Consider the following 23,589-nt stretch of genomic DNA (forward strand, 5'->3'; position numbering starts at 1 on the left):
ACTACATTATTTATTAAGGCTTTCCAGCGCTTCTTTAACTTCTTTAAAATCATCGAACTCTACCCGAACCCCATTGGTTTCCTGATAGGTTTCATGGCCCTTTCCAGCCACAAGAATGATGTCGTTGGGCACGGCCAGTTTACAAGCCGTTTTTATGGCCTGCTTTCTGTTTTCGATGGACAACACTTTTCTTGCATTTTGGGGCTCCACACCCGCTTCCATTTCTTCAATGATTGCTGATGGTGATTCCGTTCTTGGGTTATCGGAGGTGAAAATGGCTTGGTTGCTCATCTCTGTGGCGATATGACCCATAACCGGACGCTTAGACTTATCTCTGTCACCACCACACCCCACTACGGTGATAACATTTTCATTTCCAGTCCTCAATGCATTGATTGTAACCAATACATTTTTTAGTGCATCCGGCGTATGGGCATAATCAACAATAGCCGTTATCTTATTTTTTGAAATGTAATATTGGAACCTTCCGTCCACATTCTCCAACTCGCTCATCAACCGTAGAATCTCCATTTTTTCCAATCCCAAAATATCTGCAGTGGCATAAATGGCAAGCATGTTATAGGCATTGAAATCACCTATCAATCGGGACCACAATTCATTGTCATCCACCTTCAGCAATTGACCGTTGAACTGCTTTTCCAAGATCTGTGCCCTGTAATCCGCAAAGGTTTTGAGGGCATAGGTATATTTTTTGGCCTTGGTGTTCTGCAACATTACCAAGCCATTTTTGTCATCGATGTTCACCAATGCAAAAGCGGTCTTGGGCAGGCCATCGAACAATTTTTTCTTGGTATCTCGATACTCGGCAAAGGTTTTGTGGTAATCCAAATGATCGTGGGACAGGTTGGTGAAAATGGCACCGGTAAAATGCAAACCCTCCGAGCGCTTTTGATGGATACCATGCGAGCTGACCTCCATGAAACAGAACTCCACTCCGGCAGCGTTCATCTTGCTCAAGTAGCTGTTGATGGTCATCACATCCGGTGTGGTATGGGTGGTTGGATATTCCTTTTCATCCACCATGACCTTGATAGTCGATATCAACCCGACCTTAAATCCTGCCTTCTTGAACAAATTGTACAACAATGTGGTCACAGTAGTTTTGCCATTGGTACCCGTAACACCGACCAACTTTAGGTTTTTTGATGGATTATCATAAAAGTTGGACGCAATTATGGCAAGGGCACTGTTACAATCCGTTACTTCCATATAGGTAACACCATTGACCATAAGTTCTGGCAGCTCTTCGCACACTATGGCCCTGGCCCCGGAATCGACTGCCTTTTGGATATAGTTGTGGCCGTCGGTAACGGTGCCACGAACGGCAACAAAAACATCATCCATTTCCACTTTTCGGGAATCGAAATGAATATTGTTCACCATTACATTGGTATCCCCGCTGACAGCGTTAAGGCCTACACCATATAATATGTCCTTCAATAACTTCATGAAAGCTCCAGTACTATTTTTTTCACTTGTTTAATGTCCGTTCCTTGATCAATGGACTGCTTCTTCACTTTGCCATTGCCATGAACTTCCACTTCAATACCCAAATTTTCCAACAAGGAAACGGCATCCATACCGCTCATGCCTTTTACATTGGGTACGGTATTGTATTTTTTTTGCGCTGCGGCATAATATTTTTCAAAATCTTGATCCAATTCCTCATCTCCCAGTTGACCTTCTTCCACCTCATCCACCATAGGGGATATAGCATGGATTTTCTGGGCCATGGATTTAAAAACCGGTCCAGAAACATCGGCACCATAATACCCGACACTCTTATCGGGCTCATGAATGATCACGATGCAGGAATATCTAGGATTGTCAGCCGGAAAGTAGCCAGCGAATGTGGATATATAGGCCAATCGGTCTGGATCCTTTTCTACATAGTTCTTTTGGCAAGTCCCTGTTTTTCCGGCCATGGAAAAGTTTTTGGAATAGAGTTTATGACCGGTCCCGTAATCCTTTTCCACCACATCCTTCATGAGTTGCTGTACCTTCTTCACCGTTTCCTCGGAACAAATGGATGGGTTAATGACCTGCTTTTCAAAGCGTTTTACCACCTTGTTGCCTTCGCGTACTTCTTTGATCAACTGTGGTTTCACGAACTCACCATCGTTAGCAATCGCATTGTAAAAGGCGAGGGTCTGCATGGGGGTCAGGGAAACTTCATAGCCATGGGACATCCAGCCCAATGAAATTCCGGACCACCCTTTATCTCCAGGATAACGAATCACGGGATCTCCCTCACCGATAATGGGAAGACCCAATTTCTTGTGAAGGCCCATGTTCATCAAGCGGTCGACAAACTTTTCAGGGTGTTCCTTGTAATTTTCGTTGATGATCTTGGCAAATGCCGTATTGGACGAAACGGCAAATGCTTTGGCGGTTGAGATTTTTCCATAACCTCCCCACCTGGAATCCTTGACCACTCCATCATAAATGCGGTACCTTCCATTTTCCGTATCGATAACCGTGCTGGTATCGACCACTTTATCTTCCAAGGCAGCGACCAAGGACATCAACTTAAAAGTGGATCCTGGCTCGTGTGACTCGCCAATGGCATAGTTCAACTTTTCATAATATTTTCCTTCGGAGGTGCGGCCCAGATTGGAAATGGCCTTAATCTCTCCTGTTTTGGTCTCCATCACCACCACGCAACCATGGTCGGCTTTGTATTTTTCTAATTGCGCCAACAATTCATGATGTGCAATGTCCTGAATGTTCACATCGATGGTGGAAACCACGTCCAAACCATCTTCGGGCTCCACAATATTGTCCAGACCCACCGGCTTCCATTGCCCCTTCGCTATTTTTTGCTTTAAACGCTTGCCTTCCTTCCCTCGCAAATAGGATTCGCCAAAGGCGCCGTCCATACCCACACGGGTGTAGTAGCCGTTTTCATCCACACGCTCGTAACCAATGCTACGGGCCGCCATTTTACCCAAGGGATATTCGCGCACCACACGATGGGTTTCGATAAAGCCCCCTTTATAAGGTCCAAGATTGAACAATGGAAACTGCTTTATACGAACATAATCGAGATAATCTACATCACGGGCCACCAATTTGTAGCGGTTACCGTTAGCCCTCGCCTTGCGGAACAATTGTCGGTAATAGGATGATGGCCGGTTGAACATTTTGCCCAACGAATCGGAAAGGGCGGCCACATTGTTCTGGAAATTCTCTTCGGTTACTGTCTTGGCATCAAACCTGATTTCATATTTGGGCACCGAGGCGGCCAGCAAACTGCCATCTTCCGAATATAGGTTGCCGCGATTGGGCTCTATGGTGAACATTTTTTCGGTTTTGCTCAAAGCCAGTTCCTTGAATTCATCCCCTTTCACCATTTGGATATCCACCAGCTTAACTACCACGGCAATGGCCAATACCAAAAGACCCCCGGAAACCAGGTACAGTCTGTTCATGATATTTTTTTCAGTGATAGGCATCAATCGGCTGATTTAACTTTTATTTTTTTAGGGGGATCCTGGGACGGCACCAGTCCTTTGTCGGCCACCGCTTCTCGCAAGGTGGACTCCAATTTGAGTTGCTGTACCCTGGAACGACCCTCCACAAATTCACTGCGGAGCTTGCGAACCTCTTCGCTCAAGGATGCTATTTCCAAAACTTTTTTATCGGCATTGTGGCTACTGGAAATCATGAGTGCAGCCAAAAAGGAGGCATATAACAAAAACATCCAGTTCTTGGGTGCATCGCCGCTCACCAAAAACTTTCCTTTTAGTATGTCCAGTAATCCCTTTTTCATTTTATTGTTCTCTATATGCGTTCCGCGATGCGGAGCTTGGCACTTCTCGCCCTGTTGTTCCTTGCAATTTCTTCCGCTGATGGCACAATCAATCCGCCAACTTTTTTTAAGGGCACATTAATGTTCCCGTAGAAATCCTTTTCCGGCTCTCCCTCAAAACGCCCATCCCTGATGAAGCGCTTTACCAATCGATCTTCCAAGGAATGGTAGCTGATCATGCTCAGCCGCCCCCCTTCCTTCAACACTTCGGGAACCTGTTCCAAAAATTCCTTCAATGCTTCAATTTCTTGGTTGACCTCGATTCTGATCGCCTGATAGATCTGCGCCAGAATTTTGTTTTCTTTCATCTTGGGAAGGAACCGTTTCAAGACGGTTTTCAGGTCGTCCGTTGTCTTTATCGGATTTTGCCCCCTTGCCTCCACAATGGCTTTTGCCATGGCGTTGGCATTGCGCAATTCCCCATATTGAAACAGCACCGACGCAAGATCCTCCTGCGGATAGTCATTGACCACTTCAAACGCTGACAATGCTCCGGATCGGTTCATCCGCATATCCAAATCAGCATTGAACCGGGTGGAAAACCCGCGTTCCGCCTCGTCGAACTGATGGGAGGAAACCCCGAAATCCGCCAAGATTCCATCAACTTTCCGAATGCCATAGAACTTAAGGTATTGCTTGAGGTAGCGAAAGTTTTGATTGATCAACTGAAATCGCTCATCATCAATCGCATTCTGTAGGGCGTCCTCGTCCTGATCAAATGCGAACAACTTTCCCCCTTCTCCCAATCGCTTCAATATTTCTTTGGAATGTCCTCCGCCACCAAAGGTGACATCTACATACACCCCATCCTTTTTTATGTCCAATCCGTCCACCGACTCCTGTAACAAAACCGGATTGTGGTACGCACTATTCATCATCAGCAAATATCTCTTCGGCTAGATCAGCATAATCCTTCTCCCCTTCGGCCAAGACTTTTTCGTACATGTCCTTGTTCCATATTTCGATCTTGTCAAAAACGGCATTGAGGACGACCTCCTTTTCTATTTTGGCATATTCCACCAAATTTTTGGGAATCTGAAGTCTTCCGGTATCCCCATCGATGACCACTTCCTTCATGCCTGCCACAAAGTTTCTCACGAAAGCATCGTACTTTCTATTGATCTTACTTTTCTTCATGACCTTTTGCATGAGCACATCAAATTCCTGCTTGGGATACAGCTCCAGACATTGCTGAAAAACGGACCGCTTGATCACGAACCCCTCCTTTAAAACAGGCAACAACTGGTTCTTCAAGGAAATAGGCAGGAGCACCCTTCCCTTGGAGTCAGCTTTACAATCATGTTGTCCTATGATATGGGTCACTAGAAATCAATTGGTTAGTTAATACAACTCAAATATATATATTTTATTTCCACATTTCTCCACATAACTCCACATTTGTTAATAAATTCCCCACTTTTCGATGTAAAACCTTTTTTTGGGACCAAAAATCCACTTGATGGATGCTTTTGGGAACTTCTTCAATTTTCCATTACACAAATATTCTTGTGCGCCATATGACAAAAACCTGAAATCTTTGTGATATGAATTGCCTATATTTGCGCCTCCTACCACCAACTAACTATAGATGGAAGAGCATTTAAAAGAGGATGGCAAATACAGGTATATAGAGAAGGGCGAAGGAACCCCAATGATCATTTTACATGGATTGATGGGCGGATTGAGCAACTTTCAGGGTGTATCGGAATATTTCCCATCCAAAGGGTACAAGGTGTTGATTCCCGAACTACCCATTTATGACATGCCGATTCTAAAGACCACCGTAAAAAACTTTGCCAAGTTCTTGGAAGAGTTCATCGAGTACAAAGGATTGAAGGATGTGATTCTTTTAGGCAATTCGCTGGGTGGCCATATTGGCCTTTTGCACACCAAAATGTTTCCAAAAATGGTGAAGGCCCTGGTGATCACAGGAAGTTCCGGGCTTTACGAAAGTGCCATGGGCGATGGTTATCCAAAGCGTGGTGACTACGAGTTCATCAAAAAGAAGGCCCAGGATGTTTTTTACGATCCAGAAGTGGCTACCAAGGAAATCGTGGACGAAGTTTTCGCAACGGTGAACGACCGGATGAAATTGGTCAAGACCCTCGCCATTGCCAAAAGTGCCATTCGCCATAACATGTCCAAGGATTTACCCAAAATGCACACCCCTACTTGCATTATTTGGGGAGAGAACGATACGGTGACCCCCCCAAATGTAGCGAAGGAATTTCATGAGTTGTTGCCCGATTCCGATCTTTATTGGATCGAGAAATGTGGGCATGCCCCGATGATGGAGCATCCTGAGGATTTTAATCGCATACTGGACGCTTGGTTGAAAAAGCGTAACTTCTAAGCATGAAAATTACATCGGCGGAATTCGTAATGAGCAACTCAAGTGTGGCCAAATGCCCCAATGAGCCTTTGCCAGAGTATGCCTTTATTGGTCGATCGAATGTGGGTAAATCATCATTGATCAATATGTTGGTGGACCGCAAGGGATTGGCCAAAACTTCCGGCCGACCCGGAAAGACCCAATTGATCAACCATTTTAAAATCAATAACAATTGGTTTTTGGTGGATTTGCCAGGCTACGGGTATGCCCGGGTTTCCAAAAAGGACAAAAAGACCTTTCAGAAATACATCACCGAATATTTCCAAAAACGCAAACAATTGGTGTGCGGCTTTGTACTTGTCGATATTCGCCATGATCCACAACCCATAGATCTGGAATTTATGGAATGGTTGGGCACCAATCAAATTCCATTTGCCATCATCTTTACCAAGGCAGACAAACTGAAGCCCGGGGCAGTGGAAAGACAGGTAAACGCCTACTTGCGAAAAATGGTGGAAGGTATTTGGGAAGAAGCGCCCCCACATTTTACCACCTCATCCACCAATAGAATGGGTCAAGAAGAGCTATTGGCCTTCATAGACGGAATCAATCAGGATTTTTTCAAACAATCCTAAACCGCTGCTTTGTCCTCTTGTTCGGGAGCAACCCAAAATCGTAAGGAATTTAGGCTCTTATCGACTAAATTTGCTTGAAAATTGGTTAGAAAAAGAAGATTTATGAAGACAGTTTACCACAAAGCCAACACTCGAGGACACGCCAACCATGGTTGGCTGGATTCCCACCACACCTTCAGTTTTGCGAGCTACCAAAATCCGGAACGGATGCATTTTGGGGTGCTTAGGGTTCTTAACGATGACCAAGTGGCTGCCGGACAGGGTTTTGGCACGCATCCGCACGACAACATGGAAATTATTTCCATTCCCTTGGAAGGCGACTTGGAACACAAAGACAGTATGGGCAATGTGGCCACCATTAAGGAAGGGGATGTACAGGTTATGAGTGCAGGCACCGGAATTTACCATAGCGAATACAACAAGAACCAAGACAAAGAGGTCAAGTTTTTGCAGATTTGGGTGTTTCCCAACAAGCGCAATGTAGAACCACGTTACGATCAGATTTCCATCCGAGATATTGAAAAGAAGAACAGCTTTTATCAAGTGCTTTCGCCCAAAGCAGATGATCAAGGGGTTTGGATCCATCAGGATGCCTGGTTCCATTTGGGGAGATTTGATGCAAACGCCTCCGATATCTATACCTTGAAATTGAAAGACAATGGTGTTTATGTCTTTGTCCTGGACGGTGAAGTGGAAATTAATGGGCAAAAATTGGAAAAACGGGATGGCTATGGGATTTGGGAGACCGAATCTTTCGAGCTCAAATCCCTTACCGATAGTCGAGTGTTACTGATGGAAGTCCCGATGAGCCTCGGCAAAATTGGGAGATAACCCTTAAATAGAATTTGAAAGCCCCTTTTTGGGGCTTTTTTTATGGAATAATTGGATATTTTAGTGGCAACCAACCATTTTCCAAAATGAAAAAATTACTGTTACCGCTACTATTTCTCGTTGCCTTCCAAATTTCAGCTCAAGGTAAATTGCAGCCTCCCTGTCCCGAAATCTCCGATTATTCCCTTTCCCAATTTTTAACCAAACTGACATTGGCCGTTGGCAAAAAGGACAAAAAATTTATTCTGGACCATATGTCACCCCACATACTCAATAGTTTTGGGGGCGATGGCGGCATAGAGGAGTTTAAGGCCTATTGGGATTTTGATTCGGCAGACTCAAAATTTTGGGAGGTCACCGAACAAGTATTGCTCATCGGCGGACCCAAACACAAAAAGGACGCTGAAGACTATATTATACCGTTCACATTCAGCGATTGGCCCGAAGATTATGATGCCTTTGAACATTTTCTGGTATTGGGCACCAATGTAAATGTTCGGGACAAACCCAACACCCAGGATTCCCAAATTTTGGGACAATTCAGCTATCAAATTGTAAAATGGAACAGGACAGAAAATGATAATTCCAACACGGAACCGCAATGGTACAATGTGAGTTCTGTGGATGGTAAGCTTACAGGATATGTTTTTGGCAACTACTTGGTAAGTCCCATTGGATATCGAATGGGCTTGACCAAAACTGAAAAGGGCTGGGTCATTTCCTTGTTGGTGGCAGGGGATTAATCTGTATTTTGCAACCAAACTTTTTGATTATGGCAAATACCGTAAACCGAATTACACCAGGAGGATTTCTAAAAATGCTATCGTTTTTGCATCTAGGCATTGCGGCAACCCCAATTGCCCTGGGCATCTTTTTTTACGTGCAATCCCAAAATGCGGAGCTTAGTCTAGAGGATGAGGGCGATATGTTTATGGCCATTGTTCCCTTAATAGCCGTCAGTAGCATTTTTATTGGAGACTTTCTGTTCAAAAAATGGATAGGGAGCCTGCCCGAAAAAATGGCACTACGCGACAAATTGGCCAAGTTCCAGTCGGCGGCGATCATCAAATATGCCTTAATGGAAGGGGCAGCTCTGTTCGCCATGGTCATTTTCTCGAACACACAAAACCTCACCTATCTTTTAATAGGGGTCTTCATGATTTTCTATCTCATCCTTCAAAGGCCCACAAAAGATAAAATCGAAAGAATACTGAATCTTAGAGGTGAGGAAAAGGCCCAATTTGACCAATTGAACGAGCCTTTGGACTAGCGCAGTTTATCCAGCTCCAATTTTTCTTCGAAGTAATCGCAAAAATCCTTCATGGTAGCGGTCATCTTCTCGTCTTGGGTGGCTTTCATGAAAGTATCGGCCATGGTCACCAAGGTCTGATGGAAAAATATCTTCATTTCATCCACGGGCATGTCCTTCGTCCAAAGATCTATCTTCAATGATTCCCTATTGTTGCTGTCCCAAACTGAAAGAAACATGGCCTTGGCTTCTTCATTGTTCACACCGCCATCTTCGGCAGACCAATGCAATGTTTCGGGCACCCGATTTTCATCCAACCCTACTTTTAATTTTATTTCTGATGTATGTTCTACAGCCATCTATTTTCTTGGTTTGTAATTCGATTGTTTTAAAATTTCGTCAGCTGGCATATCCAACAACTGTTTTAAGGATATCGGATTTTTATCAACAAAGGCCCTCACAATCTGCCAGCCCATGTACCTTCCCAATCGTGGTGGTGACTCATTATCGAGCTCCAGACCAAACTTGGAAAAAGGGGCCGGATCCAAAAACCTACGATCCAATTGGGAGTCTGTGCTGTACAATAGTTCCCGTTCCACAAAATACGTCCAGATCTGCTCTTCGTTGGCCATGGCCCAATCCATTTCGGCATCGGAATAACCCATCTTTTGGGCATCGGTATCGTTTGGCAATAGCCTATCTTTCAGATACAACTCTTTGCCATAATAGATCATTCGTGCCAAAAATGTACGGTTTCTTGGCATGGGAACCACTCTTTTTGAAAAGGCACTTGCCACATCGGAAGCCATAAATTTTTTATCAAGACCTGCGGCAATATAGCGTTGGATACCTTCATAAAAATGATGGTCCTCGCCCAAATAATTATCAAGTCCGATCAATAAAAGGGTATCGGTGAGTATGATGCGGTCTTCATAACGCACATCAGAAGTCAAGGTGACCACCTTGGGCACCGGAAATTGGGGAAAATAATACTTGATATGTTGAAACAGGGATTCCAATGCATCGGTTTCCTTGGTAAAACTCCCAAATTCCCTATCCACTTCACTGGATAGTTCCATTTGTATGGTATCCGTAAGCTTGGCCACCCAAATACTGTCGGGAAACTGGGTCGGAAACAGATAGGGATATTTTGATTTCAAACCTGGTATGGCCGCTGCATCAGCTTCTGCAAACTCGCGATCGAACCTTGCAATTTTCAGTTCCAAAGGAATTTTGGCAATCTCGGCCTCCACCTTATCTTCTTCCTTACAGGATAAAACCAAAAGGGAAAATGCAAAAAGCACCCCCATTATAACTCTATTTTTAAAGTATTTGGACAACCACTTCATTTTTAAGGGCACAGCGATTAAATTTACAGGCCACAAAGGTAAATTATAGAAACTAAATAGGAAGATATGCAAACAGAAAAGGTGATAGACCATATCGTAAATTGGCTAAGGGATTATGCCACCAATGCAAAATGCAAGGGATTTGTGATCGGTGTTTCCGGTGGGATCGATTCGGCAGTTACCTCCACATTATGTGCCAAAACAGGTCTGGACCTTCTTTGTCTGGAAATGCCCATTCACCAAGGCGAGAACCAAGTAACCCGAGCCGACAGGCATATTGATTGGCTCATGGAGCATTTTCCCCATGTTTCTCGTCAACCTGTGAACCTGACACCTGTTTTTGATAGTTTGGTTGCAGCCTTTCCGAAGGTGGACAATGAGGAGTACAGACATATGTCGCTGGCCAATACCAGAGCCAGACTTCGGATGACGACCCTATATTATTTTGCGGCACTTGAAGGCTATTTGGTTGCAGGCACAGGCAATAAAGTTGAGGACTTTGGCATCGGATTTTACACCAAATATGGTGATGGAGGTGTAGATTTGAGCCCAATCGCCGACCTTGTTAAAACAGAGGTCTATGAATTGGGAAGGGTTCTTGGCGTAAACCAGGACATTATGGAAGCGCCACCAACGGATGGACTTTGGGGTGATAGCAGAACCGACGAAGATCAAATCGGCGCCAGTTATCCCGAATTGGAATGGGCTATGCAAATGGATGAAGCGGGGAAAAATTTGGATGACTTTTCTGATAGGCAACGGGAAGTATTCGCTATTTACAAAAAGTACAATACTGCCAATAAACATAAGATGGTTCCCATCCCCATATGTGAGATTCCAGAAGACTTAAAATAACCATTCAACCTATAAACCCCAGTTTAAAACGAAAAAAACCATAGTTTTTCTGTGGTTTTAAGAAAAAAATTACAGTTTTACGACCGCAATGTGTTATCTTGCTGGCTATGTTAAGCTTATTGCGCAGCACTAACCAAACGAAAAATTAATTTTATTACCGAATGATAAAAGTATTGATCGCTGACAGCCATCCCGTAGTCAGATTAGGTATAAAAAAGGTACTTGAATCCAGTTCAGACATCGAAATCATTGGCGATGTTTCCACCACAGAAGAGCTTTTTGAATCCTTAAAAAACGTTTCCCCGGAGGTCATCATTTTGGAGATGGACATTCCCGAAATCAATGGCATTGCAGCCCTAAGAAAGTTGAAATCAGAGTTCCCTGACATCAAGACTTTGATGTTCAGCGGACAATCCGAAGATGTGTATGCCCTGAGCACCATCCGTGCAGGCGCTTATGGCTACCTATCCAAAACAGCCGATTTGGACTACATCGTATCCGCCGTAAAAAAGGTGAGCGAAGGCAACATGTTCATCACCAATGAACTTGCGCAGCGTTTAGCATTTGACGAAGGCACACAAAAACCACGTAGGTTCTTTAGAAAATTATCTTCAAGAGAGGTCGAAGTACTTAAACTTTTGGCCAGTGGAAAGCGTAACAAGGAAGTGGCCGAAGGCCTCAACCTTAACGAAAAAACCGTGAGCACCTACAAGGCAAGGTTGATGAAGAAGTTGAACGTTGATAATTTGGTGGACCTATTACAGCAGGCCAAAGCCTTGGAATTGTATTAAAATACCCAACCAAACCAACTATAGTAATTCCCTTTCGTTTTTACGGAAGGGTTTTTTTGTTCAGGAAAGTACCCGGTTCAATTTGGCGTTCAATAGTTTGTTCAGCTGAAGGTAATTCACTATTTCTTCCAAGATCTCGGAATTGTCGCCATTGTGGTCCTCGGTTTTCTCTTGCAGTTTTTGGATACGGTTTTTGATCAGATTGCATCGCAAGGTCAATATGGTTTCCCCTACCAATTGGGCCACGCCCAGTTGTTTTTCTTTGGGGTAGATTTCCCTACGCTCCCAATCGTGCAATACATATTGCTCTTCTTCCATTAAAATGGAAGAAACCTCAGCAACAATCTCTTGATCCAACTCTGCCATAAAGGTATTGATGGAAAAATCGGCATCCTCATTCAACCGTTCTATCAACTTATAGTAAATGACCTTAAATTGTTCGTTGGTAAGTTCAATCTCATCTTCCTGAAGGTCCAAATACACTTTTTCATAGACCTTAGCCTCCACAATTTCCGGTTCCAAAACCAATTCCCCTTTTTCATTTTCCTTAAGGACCAAATCCTCGAACTCCTGTTTTTGGTCCCCATAGAGCAATAGCATCTCAATGATCTTGCGCTCGAGTTCGTACTGCACGTCCACCTTTTCGACCACAGCATCGTTTCGGACCACTTCGAAGGCCTTTTGTTCCTGCTTCACCTTCTTGGAAGCGTCGGACAGTCCTTTTTTATCGATTTGTGCCAGCGTGTTGTAGAGCACTTCTTCCGAGATTTGCATGATCTTGGCGCACTCTTGCACATAGATTTCCTGCTGTATCCGATCGGGAATCTTGCTGATACTATTTACGATGTCCCGGACGGTATCGGCTCGTTTTATGGGGTCGTTGGCAGCTTCGTTGGCCAACAATGAGGTCTTGAACTGGATAAAATCCTTGGCGTTCTCTTCCAAATAGAGCACCAAATCTTCATAGGTGTTGCCCTTGGCAAAACTATCGGGGTCTTCACCTTCTGGAAAGGTACACACCTTAACGTTCATGCCCTGTTCCAAGATCAAATCGATTCCACGGAGCGAGGCCCGTAATCCGGCCGCATCGCCATCGAACAATACCGTGATGTTCTTGGTCAACCGATTGATCAACCGAATCTGTTCGGGAGTAAGTGCCGTGCCACTGGACGATACCACGTTTTCCACTCCTCTTTGGTACATCTGGATCACGTCGGTATACCCTTCCACCAAGTAGCAATTGTCTTCTTTGGCTATGGCCTGTTTGGCATAATAAATACCGTACAGCACCTTACTTTTGTGGTAAATCTCACTTTCAGGGGAGTTCAGGTATTTGGCCGCTTTCTTGTCGTTGCCCAAAATTCGGCCACCGAATCCCAGCACCCGACCGCTCATGGAGTGGATGGGAAACATGACCCTTCCCTTAAACCGGTCAAAAGTTTTGGCATCACCACCGGTCTGCTCCTTCACAATGGTCAAACCTGTTTTTTCCAAGAACTCCAGTTGATAACCTTCATCCAAAGCACTTTTGGTAAAGGCTTCCCACTCATCCAAACTATAGCCCAGTCCAAATTTCTTTATGGTATCGTCGGTAAACCCACGTTCCTTAAAATAGGAAAGTCCAATGGCCTTGCCCGGTTCTGTTTCCCAAAGGGTATTTGAAAAATATTTTTGTGCGTACTCCGAGACCAAGTACATACTTTCCCTTTCGTTGGCCTGTTCCTTCTGCTCGTTGGTCTGCTCGGTCTCCTCTATTTCAATGTTATACTTTTTGGCCAAATATTTTATGGCCTCCGGATAGGTAAAATGTTCGTGTTCCATTAAAAAAGCAACCACATTGCCTCCTTTTCCGCTACTGAAATCCTTCCAGATCTGCTTCACCGGACTTACCATAAAACTGGGAGTGCGCTCATCAGTGAAAGGACTCAACCCCTTAAAATTGGAACCTGATTTTTTCAATTGCACAAAATCCCCGATCACCTCCTCTACCCGGGCGGTCTCATACACTTGGTCTATGGTATTTTTTGAAATCAAGGAGTTGTAAATCTTAGACCGATAAAGGTAACTAAAATACAAGATTCATCCCTAACGAAATCTGCCCATACCTTACCAAAGAATTTGCTTTTCCAATGGGCACATGCTGACCAAAGTCATAGGGCATTTACAATGTTTTTTGTCCCTTTGATGGATGGAACAAAACAGCGAAGTCATGAAAATTTTGATCATTTACGGAACCATTGAAGGACAGACCCGCAAGATTGCGCGGTATATGGAAGATGTACTGCAAGAGGCCAAACATGCGGTCGTAATTTCCAACGCAACCGAAGATCCACCATCACCCAAAGAATTTGACATGGTACTGATCGGAAGCTCCATACACCTGCACAAATACAACAGCGCCATCAAACACTACGTTACGGAGCACGTAGACGAGTTGAACAAGAAACCGAGTGCGTTCTTTTCCGTATGCATGGCGGTAGCCTCCAACATTCCCGAAGAGCACGAAGAAGTAGCAAAGATCGCATCCGATTTCCTGGAACAAACTGGTTGGAAAACCAATACCGTTTGGCATTGGGCAGGGGCATTACGCTATACCCAATATGACTATTTTAAAAAATTGACCATGCGTATGATTGCCAAAAAACAAGGGGGCGCCACTGATACGAGCAAGGATCATGAATACACGGATTGGGATAAAGTAAAAACTTCGGTTCTGGATTTTGTGCAATAAAATCGTTAACTTAAATGCATATGGACAAGCATAGTTTTGACACCCTTTCCGAAGCAGTAAATACATTGACCCAAGAAGGGTACGAAGAAGATTTTGAAGCTGTAGGCAATTGTATTAAAGCACTCTATTCCAAAAAGGAATACCAGCCCAATGACTTATTGATCGTTGACACCTATCGATTCGAGGGCATGACCAACCCCGACGATCAGGCAACGGTTTTTAGTATAATGGCCAATGATGGGACCAAAGGCACCTTAGTCATGTCCTATAGTGCCGAGCATAGTCAAAATGTTGCATTGATCCAACAAATTCCTATTAAAAGGGATTGATTGTTATCCGAAGAATTTCCCTAGAGCCGAAGGCTGATACAATAGCCACCCTGTTAGGCTAAATCTACTTTTGTGGGCTTCCAAAACGGCGTGGGGCACTGTGGCACTTTTAAACATCACGCAACGAGCCGCCAACGGTTCCACCAAAAAGTTGGAGCCGTCCTTTTCGAAAATTTCCAGCTCGCCCCCATCTCCTGGTTGCCAATTTTCATTCAGGTACATGATCACGGAAATCATCCGGTTGTTCCTATGTTCAAACTGGTCCAAATGTTTGTCATAATGGCCACCGGATGGGTAATGGGCCAAATGGAACTCATAACCCGACAAGCTTAAATAGCAGTATCTGTTGAACATGTGGACAATCTCATCCACCAAAAACCAAAAAGGTTCCAGTTCGGTATCACGTTTACGATCCAACCAATAGGTGAAATCGCCACGGACCTTGGTATTGATTTGGTTGTCGGCGTTCGCACCGATACCGGCTTCGGTAAAACTGTTCAACTTGGACAAAAAGAAAGAACGGACCTTTTCGTAAAGATCTTGGGGTAGAAATTGGTCCACGACCACATAATCGTTTTCGGAGATGTCATCCATCCAGGACAACCAGTTCTCCTCACCATGTACGGTTTTCAATTGTTATAAAACGTGCGCGAATGTAGAAAATATTTAAAAAGGAAATTCAAAATTTTAATCAAGCCAAAGGAATGCTATAACTTAGCCTTGTCATATCAAAACAACAACCCCTACGCAATGATTCTCTTTTTCGGAACACGGCCCGGTAAAAAAAACATCAAAAAACTGGACGGTGCAACCTGCCCTTATTGTCATCAGGTAGACACAATGACCGCTGTTATGCAACCGAATTATGCCCATCTATTTTGGATTCCGGTCTTTACCATAAGTAATGTGAAATATGCGGAATGTTCGTATTGCAAACGCGGTTTTGACAAAGAGGAATTTACACCGGAAATGGAAGGGGCACTTACTGAATAAAAAACGCAGTTGGAAACGAATCCCAACTGCGCTTGAATCAACTGCTTGTTATCGGTTAAATATCGAACCGAAGGCCCAAGGAAATATTGTTCTGTTTGATATCGGCATCCTTAAAAATGGGATTCAGGTCATATTTCAAATACAACAAAACCCCGTCAAAGCCCATGTACCCACTTACTCCGTAGATCAGGTCGCTGGTATTGTAGTCGCGTTTCAATTTATCCTTTACATTTTCGCCATCGCGGTCATATTTCAATTTCTGTCGCGTACCCAAATTGAATCCACCATAGCCGCCGACACCCAATCTAAATTGATTTCTGATGGAATAACGAACAGTGCGGTCGGTCTTTTTGAATTTTGAGGGTCCAAATTCAAAATGAACGGGGAATACAAGGTTATCCATACGCAATTTGGCCTTGTCCAGATCAAACTCGAAATCTTCCAAGACGGTTTGATCGCCATTTTGGACAAAAATCTGGTTTCCTTCGGGCTTTAACCCGTTAAACTGAAATGAAAATCCATAGTTAAAGCGCAACCAGTTGGAATTCCGAAATACACGGGTACGCCATTGCCATCCCATTTCAAAAAATCGGCTACCTCCAATTTTATAAGGTGAATCATCGATGGACTGTCCCTCGATCAAGGCATTGTTCAACCCAATGGCAAACACAAAATCGGAATACGTTCGTCGGTCGTATTTGATCTTATGCCTCCATCGATGGGTATTAAAGGAGAAGGCAGGTCTACCATCGATCATGATACCCAAGTGCACCCGGTCATCATTATCCAGGGAATCCACCGTCGTAAGAGTCAACACATCACCTTCATTTCGTTCCAACAAAGCAATTTTGTTATCGATGATACCTACACGGTTCTCGATGTTCAAGGCGCGCCTTTTGGCTACCTCTTCTTTCAGGATCTTGGCTTCGGCCTCCGAAATATCGCCCCGTTCCATTCGTTTGTTGATATCCCTGACCTCAAATTTCAGGGCCTCCTTTTCCTGTTCAATGATTCGCTCCCGTTGGGCTTTGAGGATTTCAACCTCTCTTTTGTAATCTTCTTGTCCCCTTACCTGAAAAGCAACGAACAAAAAAAACAAAGCTGCTAAATGAAGTGTAATTTTTCTCATGATTGTTTTTGATTTATGGACCTCCGCTCCCTGCCCACCCATTGTTGGGCAGGAATCTGGAAAATCCTTTTGATTGATGAATAATTAATTGTTTCTATCGGCCACGGCAGTCCGCAATTTGAGATAGCCGTCTTTAAGGGCATCAAAAATTTGGTCACGGAACGATTCGTCGAGCTCATCCTCCACTTCGGCCAAAAGGGACATCGCATCCACTGAACCGCTTTGGGTGAACAGTTTATCGGTCAGTATTTGTCGTTGTGCCCTGCGAAGCAGGGAATCTACTTCCGCGTCGCTGACCTCCTGTTTTTGGTGCTCCAAAAGTTGTACCTGGGCAACCACTTCCTCCACTTTGAGTGCAATCAATTGGTCGGTAGGCTGTTCAAGTTCATTGTTAATAGGGGTCTTGGGAGTTTGGAGGGCCAATTCCCGTTCTTCACTTGAAAGTACATCCTCTACAGCATCATTACTTTCCCCTTTGTGTTGCGGTGGCAATGCATTTTCAACCCATCCATCTTGTTCCTTAATCGGCTCCTCTTGAACGATGGTGCTCTCGCCTTGGATTTCCTCAACATATTCGATACGTTGATTTCCCTCCACCACTTGGGGTTGCATTTCCTTAGCGGACTCCGCAGTAAAGAACAAGTAAGCAACCAGTACTATACCCAGAAAACTGGCTGCAATGGCCAAAGGGTACCAAGTACGCTTTCTTTTTTGTGGGGCGGTCGAAAGTTGGGACGCAATTTTTTCCCAAGCCTCTGGCGAAGGAGCAATTTGTCGCTCCTCCAATTTGTCTTTGATATGTTTTTCCAGTTTGTCCATATCCTTATCTTTTGTTGGCCCCGGTCTTTTGGGGTGCCATTCCATTCAATCTTAAATTTTCCTGTAACATTTTTCGCGCCTTGAACAACTGGGATTTTGAAGTTCCCTCCGAGATGTCCAGCATTTTGGCTATCTCTTGGTGTCCATATCCTTCAATGGCATACAGCAAAAAAACCGTTTTGTACCCTTCGGGCAGATCATCGATCAACTGTTGCACATATTCAACATCCAATAGTCCCTCCGTAACGGAATGTTCCGGATTTTGGGACTCAAAAACGTAATCATCATATACCACAAACTGTCTTTTTCGCAAGTAGGAGATACTTTCCCGGACCATAATGGTCCTGATCCATCCCTCAAAACTTCCCTTGCCCTGAAAATCAACCAAGTGGTTGAACACTTTGATAAAACCATTGATCATTACATCTTCGGCAAAATGTTGATCTCGTATGTACTGTCTGCATACCCCTAACATTTTGGCAGCATACTTATCGTACAAAACCTTTTGGGCCTGTCGATCCCCCTTGATCGACTTTTTGATCAATTGGGTTTCATTGCTATATAAAGAAATAATCTTCAATGGTTCGGTTTCAACAGTGTTTCTATTTACATAGACGGAAAGATGGGACAAAGCGTTGCCTGAAAAATAAAATTTTTCACAACAAATTGAATATCAAAATATTAAAAATTACTTTTTTCGGTCGACCACATATTCGACCATTAAGGTGAGGGCGCTTTTATATTCAGAATCGGGGTAAGCATCCAAAAGGGAAAGGGCCTCATCCTTAAACTGGAGCATTTTGGCAACGGCGTACTCCAATCCCCCCATTTCCTTGACATAGGCAATAACCTCCTTAACCCTTTTTTTGTCCTTGTTGTGTTTTTTGATGGAGTTGATCAACCATTTTTTCTTTTGGTCGTCACTTTGATTCAAGGCATAAATAAGGGGCAGGGTCATTTTTTGTTCCTTGATATCGATACCTGTGGGTTTGCCAATTTTCTCGGCGCCGTAATCAAAAAGGTCGTCCTTGATCTGAAATGCCATACCACAGAGTTCCCCAAATTTTCGGAAGGTCTCCACCTCTTCGGAATCGGGACGTACGGAACAGGCCCCCATACTGCAACAGGCTGCAATAAGAGTGGCTGTTTTTTGGCGGATGATATCGTAGTACACCTCTTCGGTGATATCCAATAATCGGGCCTTTTCAATTTGAAGGAGTTCACCTTCACTCATATCGCGGACCGCATTGGAAATGATATGTAGCAGATCATAGTCCTTGTTTTCCAAGGACACCAACAAGCCTTTCGAAAACAGAAAATCGCCCACCAATACGGCAATCTTGTTTTTCCAAAGGGCATTGATGGAGAAAAAACCGCGGCGTTTGTTGCTATCGTCCACCACATCGTCGTGCACCAAACTTGCCGTATGGATCAATTCGATGATGGAAGCCCCGGTATAGGTACGTTCGTTGACTTCCCCATTGAGTAATTTGGCAGTAAGGAACACAAACATGGGGCGCATTTGCTTGCCCTTCCTATTGACGATATAATAGGTAATCCGGTTGAACAACGCCACCTTGGAAGACATGGATTTAAGGAATTTTTCCTCAAACAATTCCATTTCAACCTCTATGGGTTCCCTTATCTGAGATACAATTTTCAAGGTTTGGGTTTGGCCTTTGGTTTTGAATGTCTAAAAGTAGCGAAAATGACAGAGTTGCTCGAATGAAATCGAAGTTTTAAGATAGTGTACAAAATCTATCGACGATTGGTGACGGATTGAGGGTGAAGGGTGAAGGGTGAAGGGATAAAACTAAATGATAATTGTTAATTGGTCATTGCTTATTCGCCAACTGTCCACAGGCAGCGTCGATATCTTTGCCCCGGGATCTACGAACCGTTACCGTAATCCCGTTTTGTTCCAGGGTGTTTTTGTACAGCTCCACCGCTGAATCCGAAGCTTGTTGGAACTCTCCATCATCAATGGGGTTGTATTCGATGATGTTTACTTTGGATGGCGCAAACTTGCAGAACTTTACCAAAGCATCGGCCGCTTCTTGGGTATCATTGATCCCTTTCCAAACCACATATTCGTAGGTGATCCTGTTTTTGGTCTTGTTGTACCAATATTGAAGGGCCTCCCTCAATTCTTTGAGTGGAAAAGTGGCATTGAAAGGCATTATGGAGGTCCGCACCTCATCGATAGCGGAATGAAGGGATACTGCCAATCCGAACTTCACTTCTTCGTCCGCCATTTTTCGGATCATTTTGGGTACGCCCGATGTAGAAACCGTGATACGTTTGGGTGACATCCCAAGCCCTTCCGGCGAAGTGATCATGTCAATGGCCTTGAGCACATTGTTATAGTTCATCAACGGCTCGCCCATGCCCATGAACACAATATTGCTCAACGGACGATCATAATACAATCGACTTTCGTTATCGATGGCCACTACTTGATCATAGATCTCATCGGCATTCAGGTTACGCATACGTTTCATTCGGGCTGTGGCACAAAATCGGCAATCCAGGCTGCACCCCACCTGACTGGACACGCAGGCCGTGGTTCGGGTATCGGTCGGGATCAACACGGACTCGACCACCAAGCCATCGTGCAACCGAACCGCATTTTTAATGGTCCCATCGGAACTGCGTTGCATTTGATCTACCCGAATATGGTTGATCACAAAGTTGTCCTCGAGCATCTGGCGGGTTTCTTTGGAAATGTTGGTCATTTCATCAAAAGAATGGGCAGACTTTTGCCACAGCCATTCGTAGACCTGATTGCCACGAAAGGCCTTGTCGCCCTGCGACACAAAAAAATCGCGGAGCTGATTTTTGGTCAGTGCCCTTATGTCCTTCTTTTTTATTTCCACCATTTAAAGATACGCAAGAAAAAATCCCGTCGGTCGATTCACCGGACGGGATTTCCATCTATGAAATTAGTTGTTATAGAATCAACATGGCATCCCCGTAGGAATAGAACCGATATCCTTCCAAGATAGCCTGTTTGTAGGCCTTTTTAATCAAATCATGACCCGCAAATGCCGATACCATCATCAACAGGGTTGATTTTGGCAAGTGGAAATTGGTGATCATACAGTTGGCAATGCTAAAATCATACGGAGGGAATATGAACTTGTTGGTCCATCCTTCAAACGTATTCAAGGTGTGTTCGGAGGAAACCGCACTTTCCAAGCCCCGCATCACAGTAGTTCCCACGGCACAAACCCTTTTCTTATTGGCCTTGGCCTTGTTCACGATTTCAGTGGCCTTTTCATCGATGACCAACTCTTCACTGTCCATTTTGTGTTTGGACAAATCTTCCACCTCAACTGGGTTGAAGGTTCCCAAGCCTACGTGAAGTGTCACTTCGGCAAAATCGATGCCCTTGATCTCCAAACGCTTCAATAGGTGTTTGGAAAAGTGCAGCCCGGCTGTAGGAGCTGCAACGGCACCTTCGTGCTTGGCATATATGGTTTGGTAACGCTCTTCATCTTCTGGGGTTACTTCCCTTTTTATGTATTTTGGAAGCGGGGTTTCGCCCAACTCCCTCAATTTTCTTCTAAAATCGGTATAGGATCCATCATACAGAAAACGCAAGGTACGACCTCTGGAAGTGGTGTTGTCGATTACCTCTGCCACCAAACTTTCGTCATCTCCGAAATACAGTTTGTTCCCGATTCGAATCTTTCTGGCCGGATCTACCAAAACATCCCAAAGACGTTGTTCTTGATTCAATTCACGCAACAAGAAAACCTCGATACGTGCCCCGGTTTTTTCCTTGTTACCATACAATCGGGCAGGAAATACCTTGGTATTGTTCAAGACCATTACATCACCTTCATCAAAATAGTCGATAAGATCTTTGAACATTTTATGTTCAATTTTTCCAGTATCCCTATGAATTACCATTAGTCTGGATTCGTCCCTGTTTTCCGCAGGATGTTCCGCCAATAGTTCCTTTGGCAATTCAAAATTGAAGTTGGATAATTTCATGTATGCTTTTTTTGGATTTTTTAAAGAGGGGCAAATATACAACCTCGTGATAGGGGATGTCAAGTAAATCCATGATTAAATGTCCCTTACACTTCCGCAATGCCAAAACCAAGGGTTTCGAGGTCGCGCCAGAAATCGGGATAGGATTTGGAGACCACACCTGCATCGTTCACGATCAAATCGGTTCGGAGGGCCAAGGGGCCAAAGGCCATGGCCATGCGGTGGTCATTGTAGGTATCTATGGCAACACCAGTTTTAAGGCTGTTTGCCGGTTGCAATGTTAAACTTTCTGAATCGATTGCTACCTGGGCTCCAAATTTGGACAACTCTGTTTGAAGAGCCGCCAATCGGTCGGTCTCCTTAATGGGAAGGGTGTGCAACCCTGTGAGGTGACATCCCATTCCGAGTCCAAGACAAGTAACCGCAATGGTTTGGGCAATATCAGGAGCATTGGCCAAATCATAATTGACGGTTTCAGGATGTTCGTTTGAGATTTTTGAAAGTGTTATTTGATTTCCATAAAAGTTTGTTTTCACCCCAAAATCAGCATATATTTTTGAGAGCACACTATCTCCTTGCAACGAGTTCTGTTTGTAGGACGATAAATCAATTGTTGTACCCACATCGCAAAGGGCAACAATACTGTAAAAATAGCTGGCCGAACTCCAGTCGGACTCCACGACTAATGTGATATCTTCCACCGAAGTTTTCGGCAATACCACAATGGTGTTGCCCTCAAAAGTTGTCTTTATCCCAATCTGTTCCAGCAACCCCAGTGTCATTTTAATGTAGGGCACCGAGGTAATCTTGCCCACCAGTTCTAACTCCAAACCATTGGGTAAACTGGGAGCTATCAACAAAAGGGCAGAAATATACTGGCTACTGATGTTGGCCGGTAGGGAAACTTTGGACTGCTCCAATTTTTTCCCACCGATCTTTAGAGGGGGATAACCCTCATTTTTCACATATTGAATGTCTGCTCCCAAGGTGCGCAAAGCCTCGACCAAAACCTTAATGGGCCGTTCCTGCATACGTTCTGAACCTGTGAGCACCACTTCCTTGCCGGGTTGAGAGGCAAAATAGGCGGTCAAGAACCGCATGGCGGTGCCTGCATGGTGAATATCCACTTCCCCTGTAGCAATTTTTAATCCTTTTTGCATGACCTCCCCATCGTCCGAATTGGAAAGGTTCTCAATATTGATTTGGGGATACAGGGCCTGCAGCAATAAAGATCGGTTGGTTTCACTTTTGGAACCCGTGATCCGCACAGATTTCTGAATCAATTTTACTTGAGGGAAGGAAAGATGAAGTCTCAATTCGTTTTAGTTAGCATGAAATTTCAAAACTAGAAAAAACCGAACCAATATGCCCTTAGGGCACCAACTTTATTTGAGCTTTTTGTTATTTTGGTGACGATCGTGGTCGCGTTTGGTCTTCAAATCCAATTTTTTGTCGAATGCCGCCTGAAGATCGATGCCCGTTTGATTGGCCAAACACAACACCACAAACACTACATCGGCCAACTCTTCACCAAGATCCTTGGCCTTGTCGGATTCCTTTTCACTTTGCTCCCCATAACGCCGGGCAATAATACGCGCCACTTCTCCCACTTCTTCCGTAAGTTGAGCCATATTGGTAAGCTCGTTAAAATAGCGAACCCCATGGTTTTGAATCCACTCGTCTACCGCCTTTTGTGCATTTGCTATGTTCACCTT

Annotated in this window: 27 protein-coding genes; 10 read left to right on the top strand and 17 right to left on the bottom strand. The window is 44.2% G+C overall.

The features are described from left to right. Window positions 1-6: 6 nt before the first annotated feature. From EO131_RS10345 to mraZ, 5 genes are read right to left on the bottom strand one after another with little or no spacing between them, the layout of a single operon-like run. Entirely contained in the window at window positions 7-1,470 is a 1,464-nt protein-coding gene (locus EO131_RS10345; RefSeq protein ID WP_127021570.1) for a UDP-N-acetylmuramoyl-L-alanyl-D-glutamate--2,6-diaminopimelate ligase, read from the bottom strand. Further along, on the bottom strand, window positions 1,467-3,476 hold the full coding sequence (locus tag EO131_RS10350; protein ID WP_127021572.1) for a penicillin-binding protein: 2,010 nt from the start codon (window positions 3,474-3,476) through the stop codon (window positions 1,467-1,469). Before EO131_RS10350 ends, EO131_RS10345 begins: the two co-directional genes overlap by 4 nt. Further along, window positions 3,476-3,793 (bottom strand): FtsL-like putative cell division protein, encoded by a 318-nt coding sequence (locus EO131_RS10355; RefSeq protein WP_127021574.1) that lies wholly within the window; start codon window positions 3,791-3,793, stop codon window positions 3,476-3,478. Before EO131_RS10355 ends, EO131_RS10350 begins: the two co-directional genes overlap by 1 nt. A gap of 11 nt (window positions 3,794-3,804) precedes the next feature. Beyond that, entirely contained in the window at window positions 3,805-4,707 is a 903-nt protein-coding gene (rsmH, locus tag EO131_RS10360; protein ID WP_127021815.1) for a 16S rRNA (cytosine(1402)-N(4))-methyltransferase RsmH, read from the bottom strand. Beyond that, window positions 4,700-5,155 carry a division/cell wall cluster transcriptional repressor MraZ gene (gene mraZ / locus EO131_RS10365; RefSeq protein WP_127021576.1) on the bottom strand — a complete coding sequence of 152 codons (456 nt, stop codon included), beginning with the start codon at window positions 5,153-5,155 and terminating at the stop codon, window positions 4,700-4,702. Before mraZ ends, rsmH begins: the two co-directional genes overlap by 8 nt. Before the next feature lie 265 nt (window positions 5,156-5,420). Here mraZ and EO131_RS10370 point away from each other — a divergent pair, with 265 nt between their 5' ends. The 5 genes from EO131_RS10370 to EO131_RS10390 all read left to right on the top strand — a co-directional run bounded on the left by EO131_RS10370 (window position 5,421) and on the right by EO131_RS10390 (window position 8,900). After that, complete coding sequence (locus tag EO131_RS10370) at window positions 5,421-6,185, top strand: alpha/beta fold hydrolase (RefSeq protein ID WP_127021578.1); 765 nt, start codon at window positions 5,421-5,423, stop codon at window positions 6,183-6,185. A 2-nt stretch (window positions 6,186-6,187) separates the two neighbouring features. Continuing rightward, a complete protein-coding gene (gene yihA / locus EO131_RS10375; RefSeq protein ID WP_127021580.1) occupies window positions 6,188-6,799 on the top strand; it encodes a ribosome biogenesis GTP-binding protein YihA/YsxC in 612 nt (203 codons plus the stop codon). Between the two features lie 102 nt (window positions 6,800-6,901). Continuing rightward, complete coding sequence (locus EO131_RS10380; RefSeq protein ID WP_127021582.1) at window positions 6,902-7,630, top strand: pirin family protein; 729 nt, start codon at window positions 6,902-6,904, stop codon at window positions 7,628-7,630. An 86-nt stretch (window positions 7,631-7,716) separates the two neighbouring features. Further along, window positions 7,717-8,373, top strand: coding sequence for an SH3 domain-containing protein (locus EO131_RS10385; protein WP_127021584.1), 657 nt, complete (start codon window positions 7,717-7,719; stop codon window positions 8,371-8,373). A 29-nt stretch (window positions 8,374-8,402) separates the two neighbouring features. Beyond that, a complete protein-coding gene (locus EO131_RS10390) occupies window positions 8,403-8,900 on the top strand; it encodes a hypothetical protein (protein ID WP_127021586.1) in 498 nt (165 codons plus the stop codon). On the opposite strand, the gene gldC is transcribed toward EO131_RS10390, so the two are convergent. Both gldC and gldB read right to left on the bottom strand, forming a co-directional pair. Next, window positions 8,897-9,238, bottom strand: coding sequence for a gliding motility protein GldC (gene gldC / locus EO131_RS10395; RefSeq protein ID WP_127021588.1), 342 nt, complete (start codon window positions 9,236-9,238; stop codon window positions 8,897-8,899). The genes EO131_RS10390 and gldC overlap by 4 nt on opposite strands. Further along, window positions 9,239-10,228 carry a gliding motility lipoprotein GldB gene (gene gldB / locus EO131_RS10400; protein ID WP_164731674.1) on the bottom strand — a complete coding sequence of 330 codons (990 nt, stop codon included), beginning with the start codon at window positions 10,226-10,228 and terminating at the stop codon, window positions 9,239-9,241. It lies immediately after the preceding gene. A gap of 66 nt (window positions 10,229-10,294) precedes the next feature. Here gldB and nadE point away from each other — a divergent pair, with 66 nt between their 5' ends. Together nadE and EO131_RS10410 are read left to right on the top strand one after the other, a co-directional pair. Next, complete coding sequence (gene nadE, locus EO131_RS10405) at window positions 10,295-11,083, top strand: NAD(+) synthase (protein WP_127021592.1); 789 nt, start codon at window positions 10,295-10,297, stop codon at window positions 11,081-11,083. A 161-nt stretch (window positions 11,084-11,244) separates the two neighbouring features. Next, a complete protein-coding gene (locus EO131_RS10410) occupies window positions 11,245-11,874 on the top strand; it encodes a response regulator (protein WP_127021594.1) in 630 nt (209 codons plus the stop codon). A gap of 60 nt (window positions 11,875-11,934) precedes the next feature. Here the strand turns inward: EO131_RS10410 and dnaG are convergent, their stop codons facing one another. Next, window positions 11,935-13,908, bottom strand: coding sequence for a DNA primase (gene dnaG, locus EO131_RS10415; RefSeq protein WP_127021596.1), 1,974 nt, complete (start codon window positions 13,906-13,908; stop codon window positions 11,935-11,937). Window positions 13,909-14,083: 175 nt separating this feature from the next. Here dnaG and EO131_RS10420 point away from each other — a divergent pair, with 175 nt between their 5' ends. Together EO131_RS10420 and EO131_RS10425 are read left to right on the top strand one after the other, a co-directional pair. Further along, window positions 14,084-14,605, top strand: coding sequence for a flavodoxin domain-containing protein (locus EO131_RS10420; RefSeq protein WP_164731669.1), 522 nt, complete (start codon window positions 14,084-14,086; stop codon window positions 14,603-14,605). A gap of 20 nt (window positions 14,606-14,625) precedes the next feature. Continuing rightward, the gene (locus EO131_RS10425; protein ID WP_127021600.1) at window positions 14,626-14,934 is read left to right on the top strand and encodes a phosphoribosylpyrophosphate synthetase; all 309 of its coding nucleotides are present in this window, start codon (window positions 14,626-14,628) and stop codon (window positions 14,932-14,934) included. Between the two features lie 3 nt (window positions 14,935-14,937). On the opposite strand, the gene EO131_RS10430 is transcribed toward EO131_RS10425, so the two are convergent. Next, window positions 14,938-15,567 carry a 2OG-Fe(II) oxygenase gene (locus EO131_RS10430; protein WP_241243828.1) on the bottom strand — a complete coding sequence of 210 codons (630 nt, stop codon included), beginning with the start codon at window positions 15,565-15,567 and terminating at the stop codon, window positions 14,938-14,940. Window positions 15,568-15,684: 117 nt separating this feature from the next. Here EO131_RS10430 and EO131_RS10435 point away from each other — a divergent pair, with 117 nt between their 5' ends. Continuing rightward, entirely contained in the window at window positions 15,685-15,927 is a 243-nt protein-coding gene (locus EO131_RS10435) for a zinc-ribbon domain-containing protein (RefSeq protein WP_127021602.1), read from the top strand. A gap of 55 nt (window positions 15,928-15,982) precedes the next feature. On the opposite strand, the gene EO131_RS10440 is transcribed toward EO131_RS10435, so the two are convergent. From EO131_RS10440 to EO131_RS10475, 8 genes are all read right to left on the bottom strand, one after another. Next, window positions 15,983-17,056: a porin family protein gene (locus EO131_RS10440; protein ID WP_127021604.1), complete on the bottom strand. Its 1,074-nt coding sequence runs from the start codon at window positions 17,054-17,056 to the stop codon at window positions 15,983-15,985. A gap of 84 nt (window positions 17,057-17,140) precedes the next feature. Continuing rightward, window positions 17,141-17,875, bottom strand: a complete 735-nt coding sequence (locus tag EO131_RS10445; protein ID WP_127021606.1) for a hypothetical protein — start codon at window positions 17,873-17,875, stop codon at window positions 17,141-17,143. 4 nt (window positions 17,876-17,879) lie between these two features. After that, entirely contained in the window at window positions 17,880-18,455 is a 576-nt protein-coding gene (locus EO131_RS10450; RefSeq protein WP_127021608.1) for an RNA polymerase sigma factor, read from the bottom strand. Window positions 18,456-18,563: 108 nt separating this feature from the next. Next, on the bottom strand, window positions 18,564-19,538 hold the full coding sequence (locus EO131_RS10455; protein WP_127021610.1) for a polyprenyl synthetase family protein: 975 nt from the start codon (window positions 19,536-19,538) through the stop codon (window positions 18,564-18,566). Between the two features lie 172 nt (window positions 19,539-19,710). Then, window positions 19,711-20,754: a dual-specificity RNA methyltransferase RlmN gene (gene rlmN / locus EO131_RS10460; RefSeq protein WP_206512878.1), complete on the bottom strand. Its 1,044-nt coding sequence runs from the start codon at window positions 20,752-20,754 to the stop codon at window positions 19,711-19,713. A 70-nt stretch (window positions 20,755-20,824) separates the two neighbouring features. After that, window positions 20,825-21,874 (bottom strand): tRNA preQ1(34) S-adenosylmethionine ribosyltransferase-isomerase QueA, encoded by a 1,050-nt coding sequence (gene queA / locus EO131_RS10465; protein ID WP_127021614.1) that lies wholly within the window; start codon window positions 21,872-21,874, stop codon window positions 20,825-20,827. 86 nt (window positions 21,875-21,960) lie between these two features. Then, complete coding sequence (locus tag EO131_RS10470; RefSeq protein ID WP_127021616.1) at window positions 21,961-23,190, bottom strand: 3-phosphoshikimate 1-carboxyvinyltransferase; 1,230 nt, start codon at window positions 23,188-23,190, stop codon at window positions 21,961-21,963. 69 nt (window positions 23,191-23,259) lie between these two features. Beyond that, window positions 23,260-23,586 (bottom strand): nucleotide pyrophosphohydrolase, encoded by a 327-nt coding sequence (locus tag EO131_RS10475; RefSeq protein ID WP_127021618.1) that lies wholly within the window; start codon window positions 23,584-23,586, stop codon window positions 23,260-23,262. Window positions 23,587-23,589: the final 3 nt, after the last annotated feature.

This window comes from Flagellimonas beolgyonensis, assembly GCF_003992615.1.
GTDB lineage: Bacteria > Bacteroidota > Bacteroidia > Flavobacteriales > Flavobacteriaceae > Flagellimonas > Flagellimonas beolgyonensis.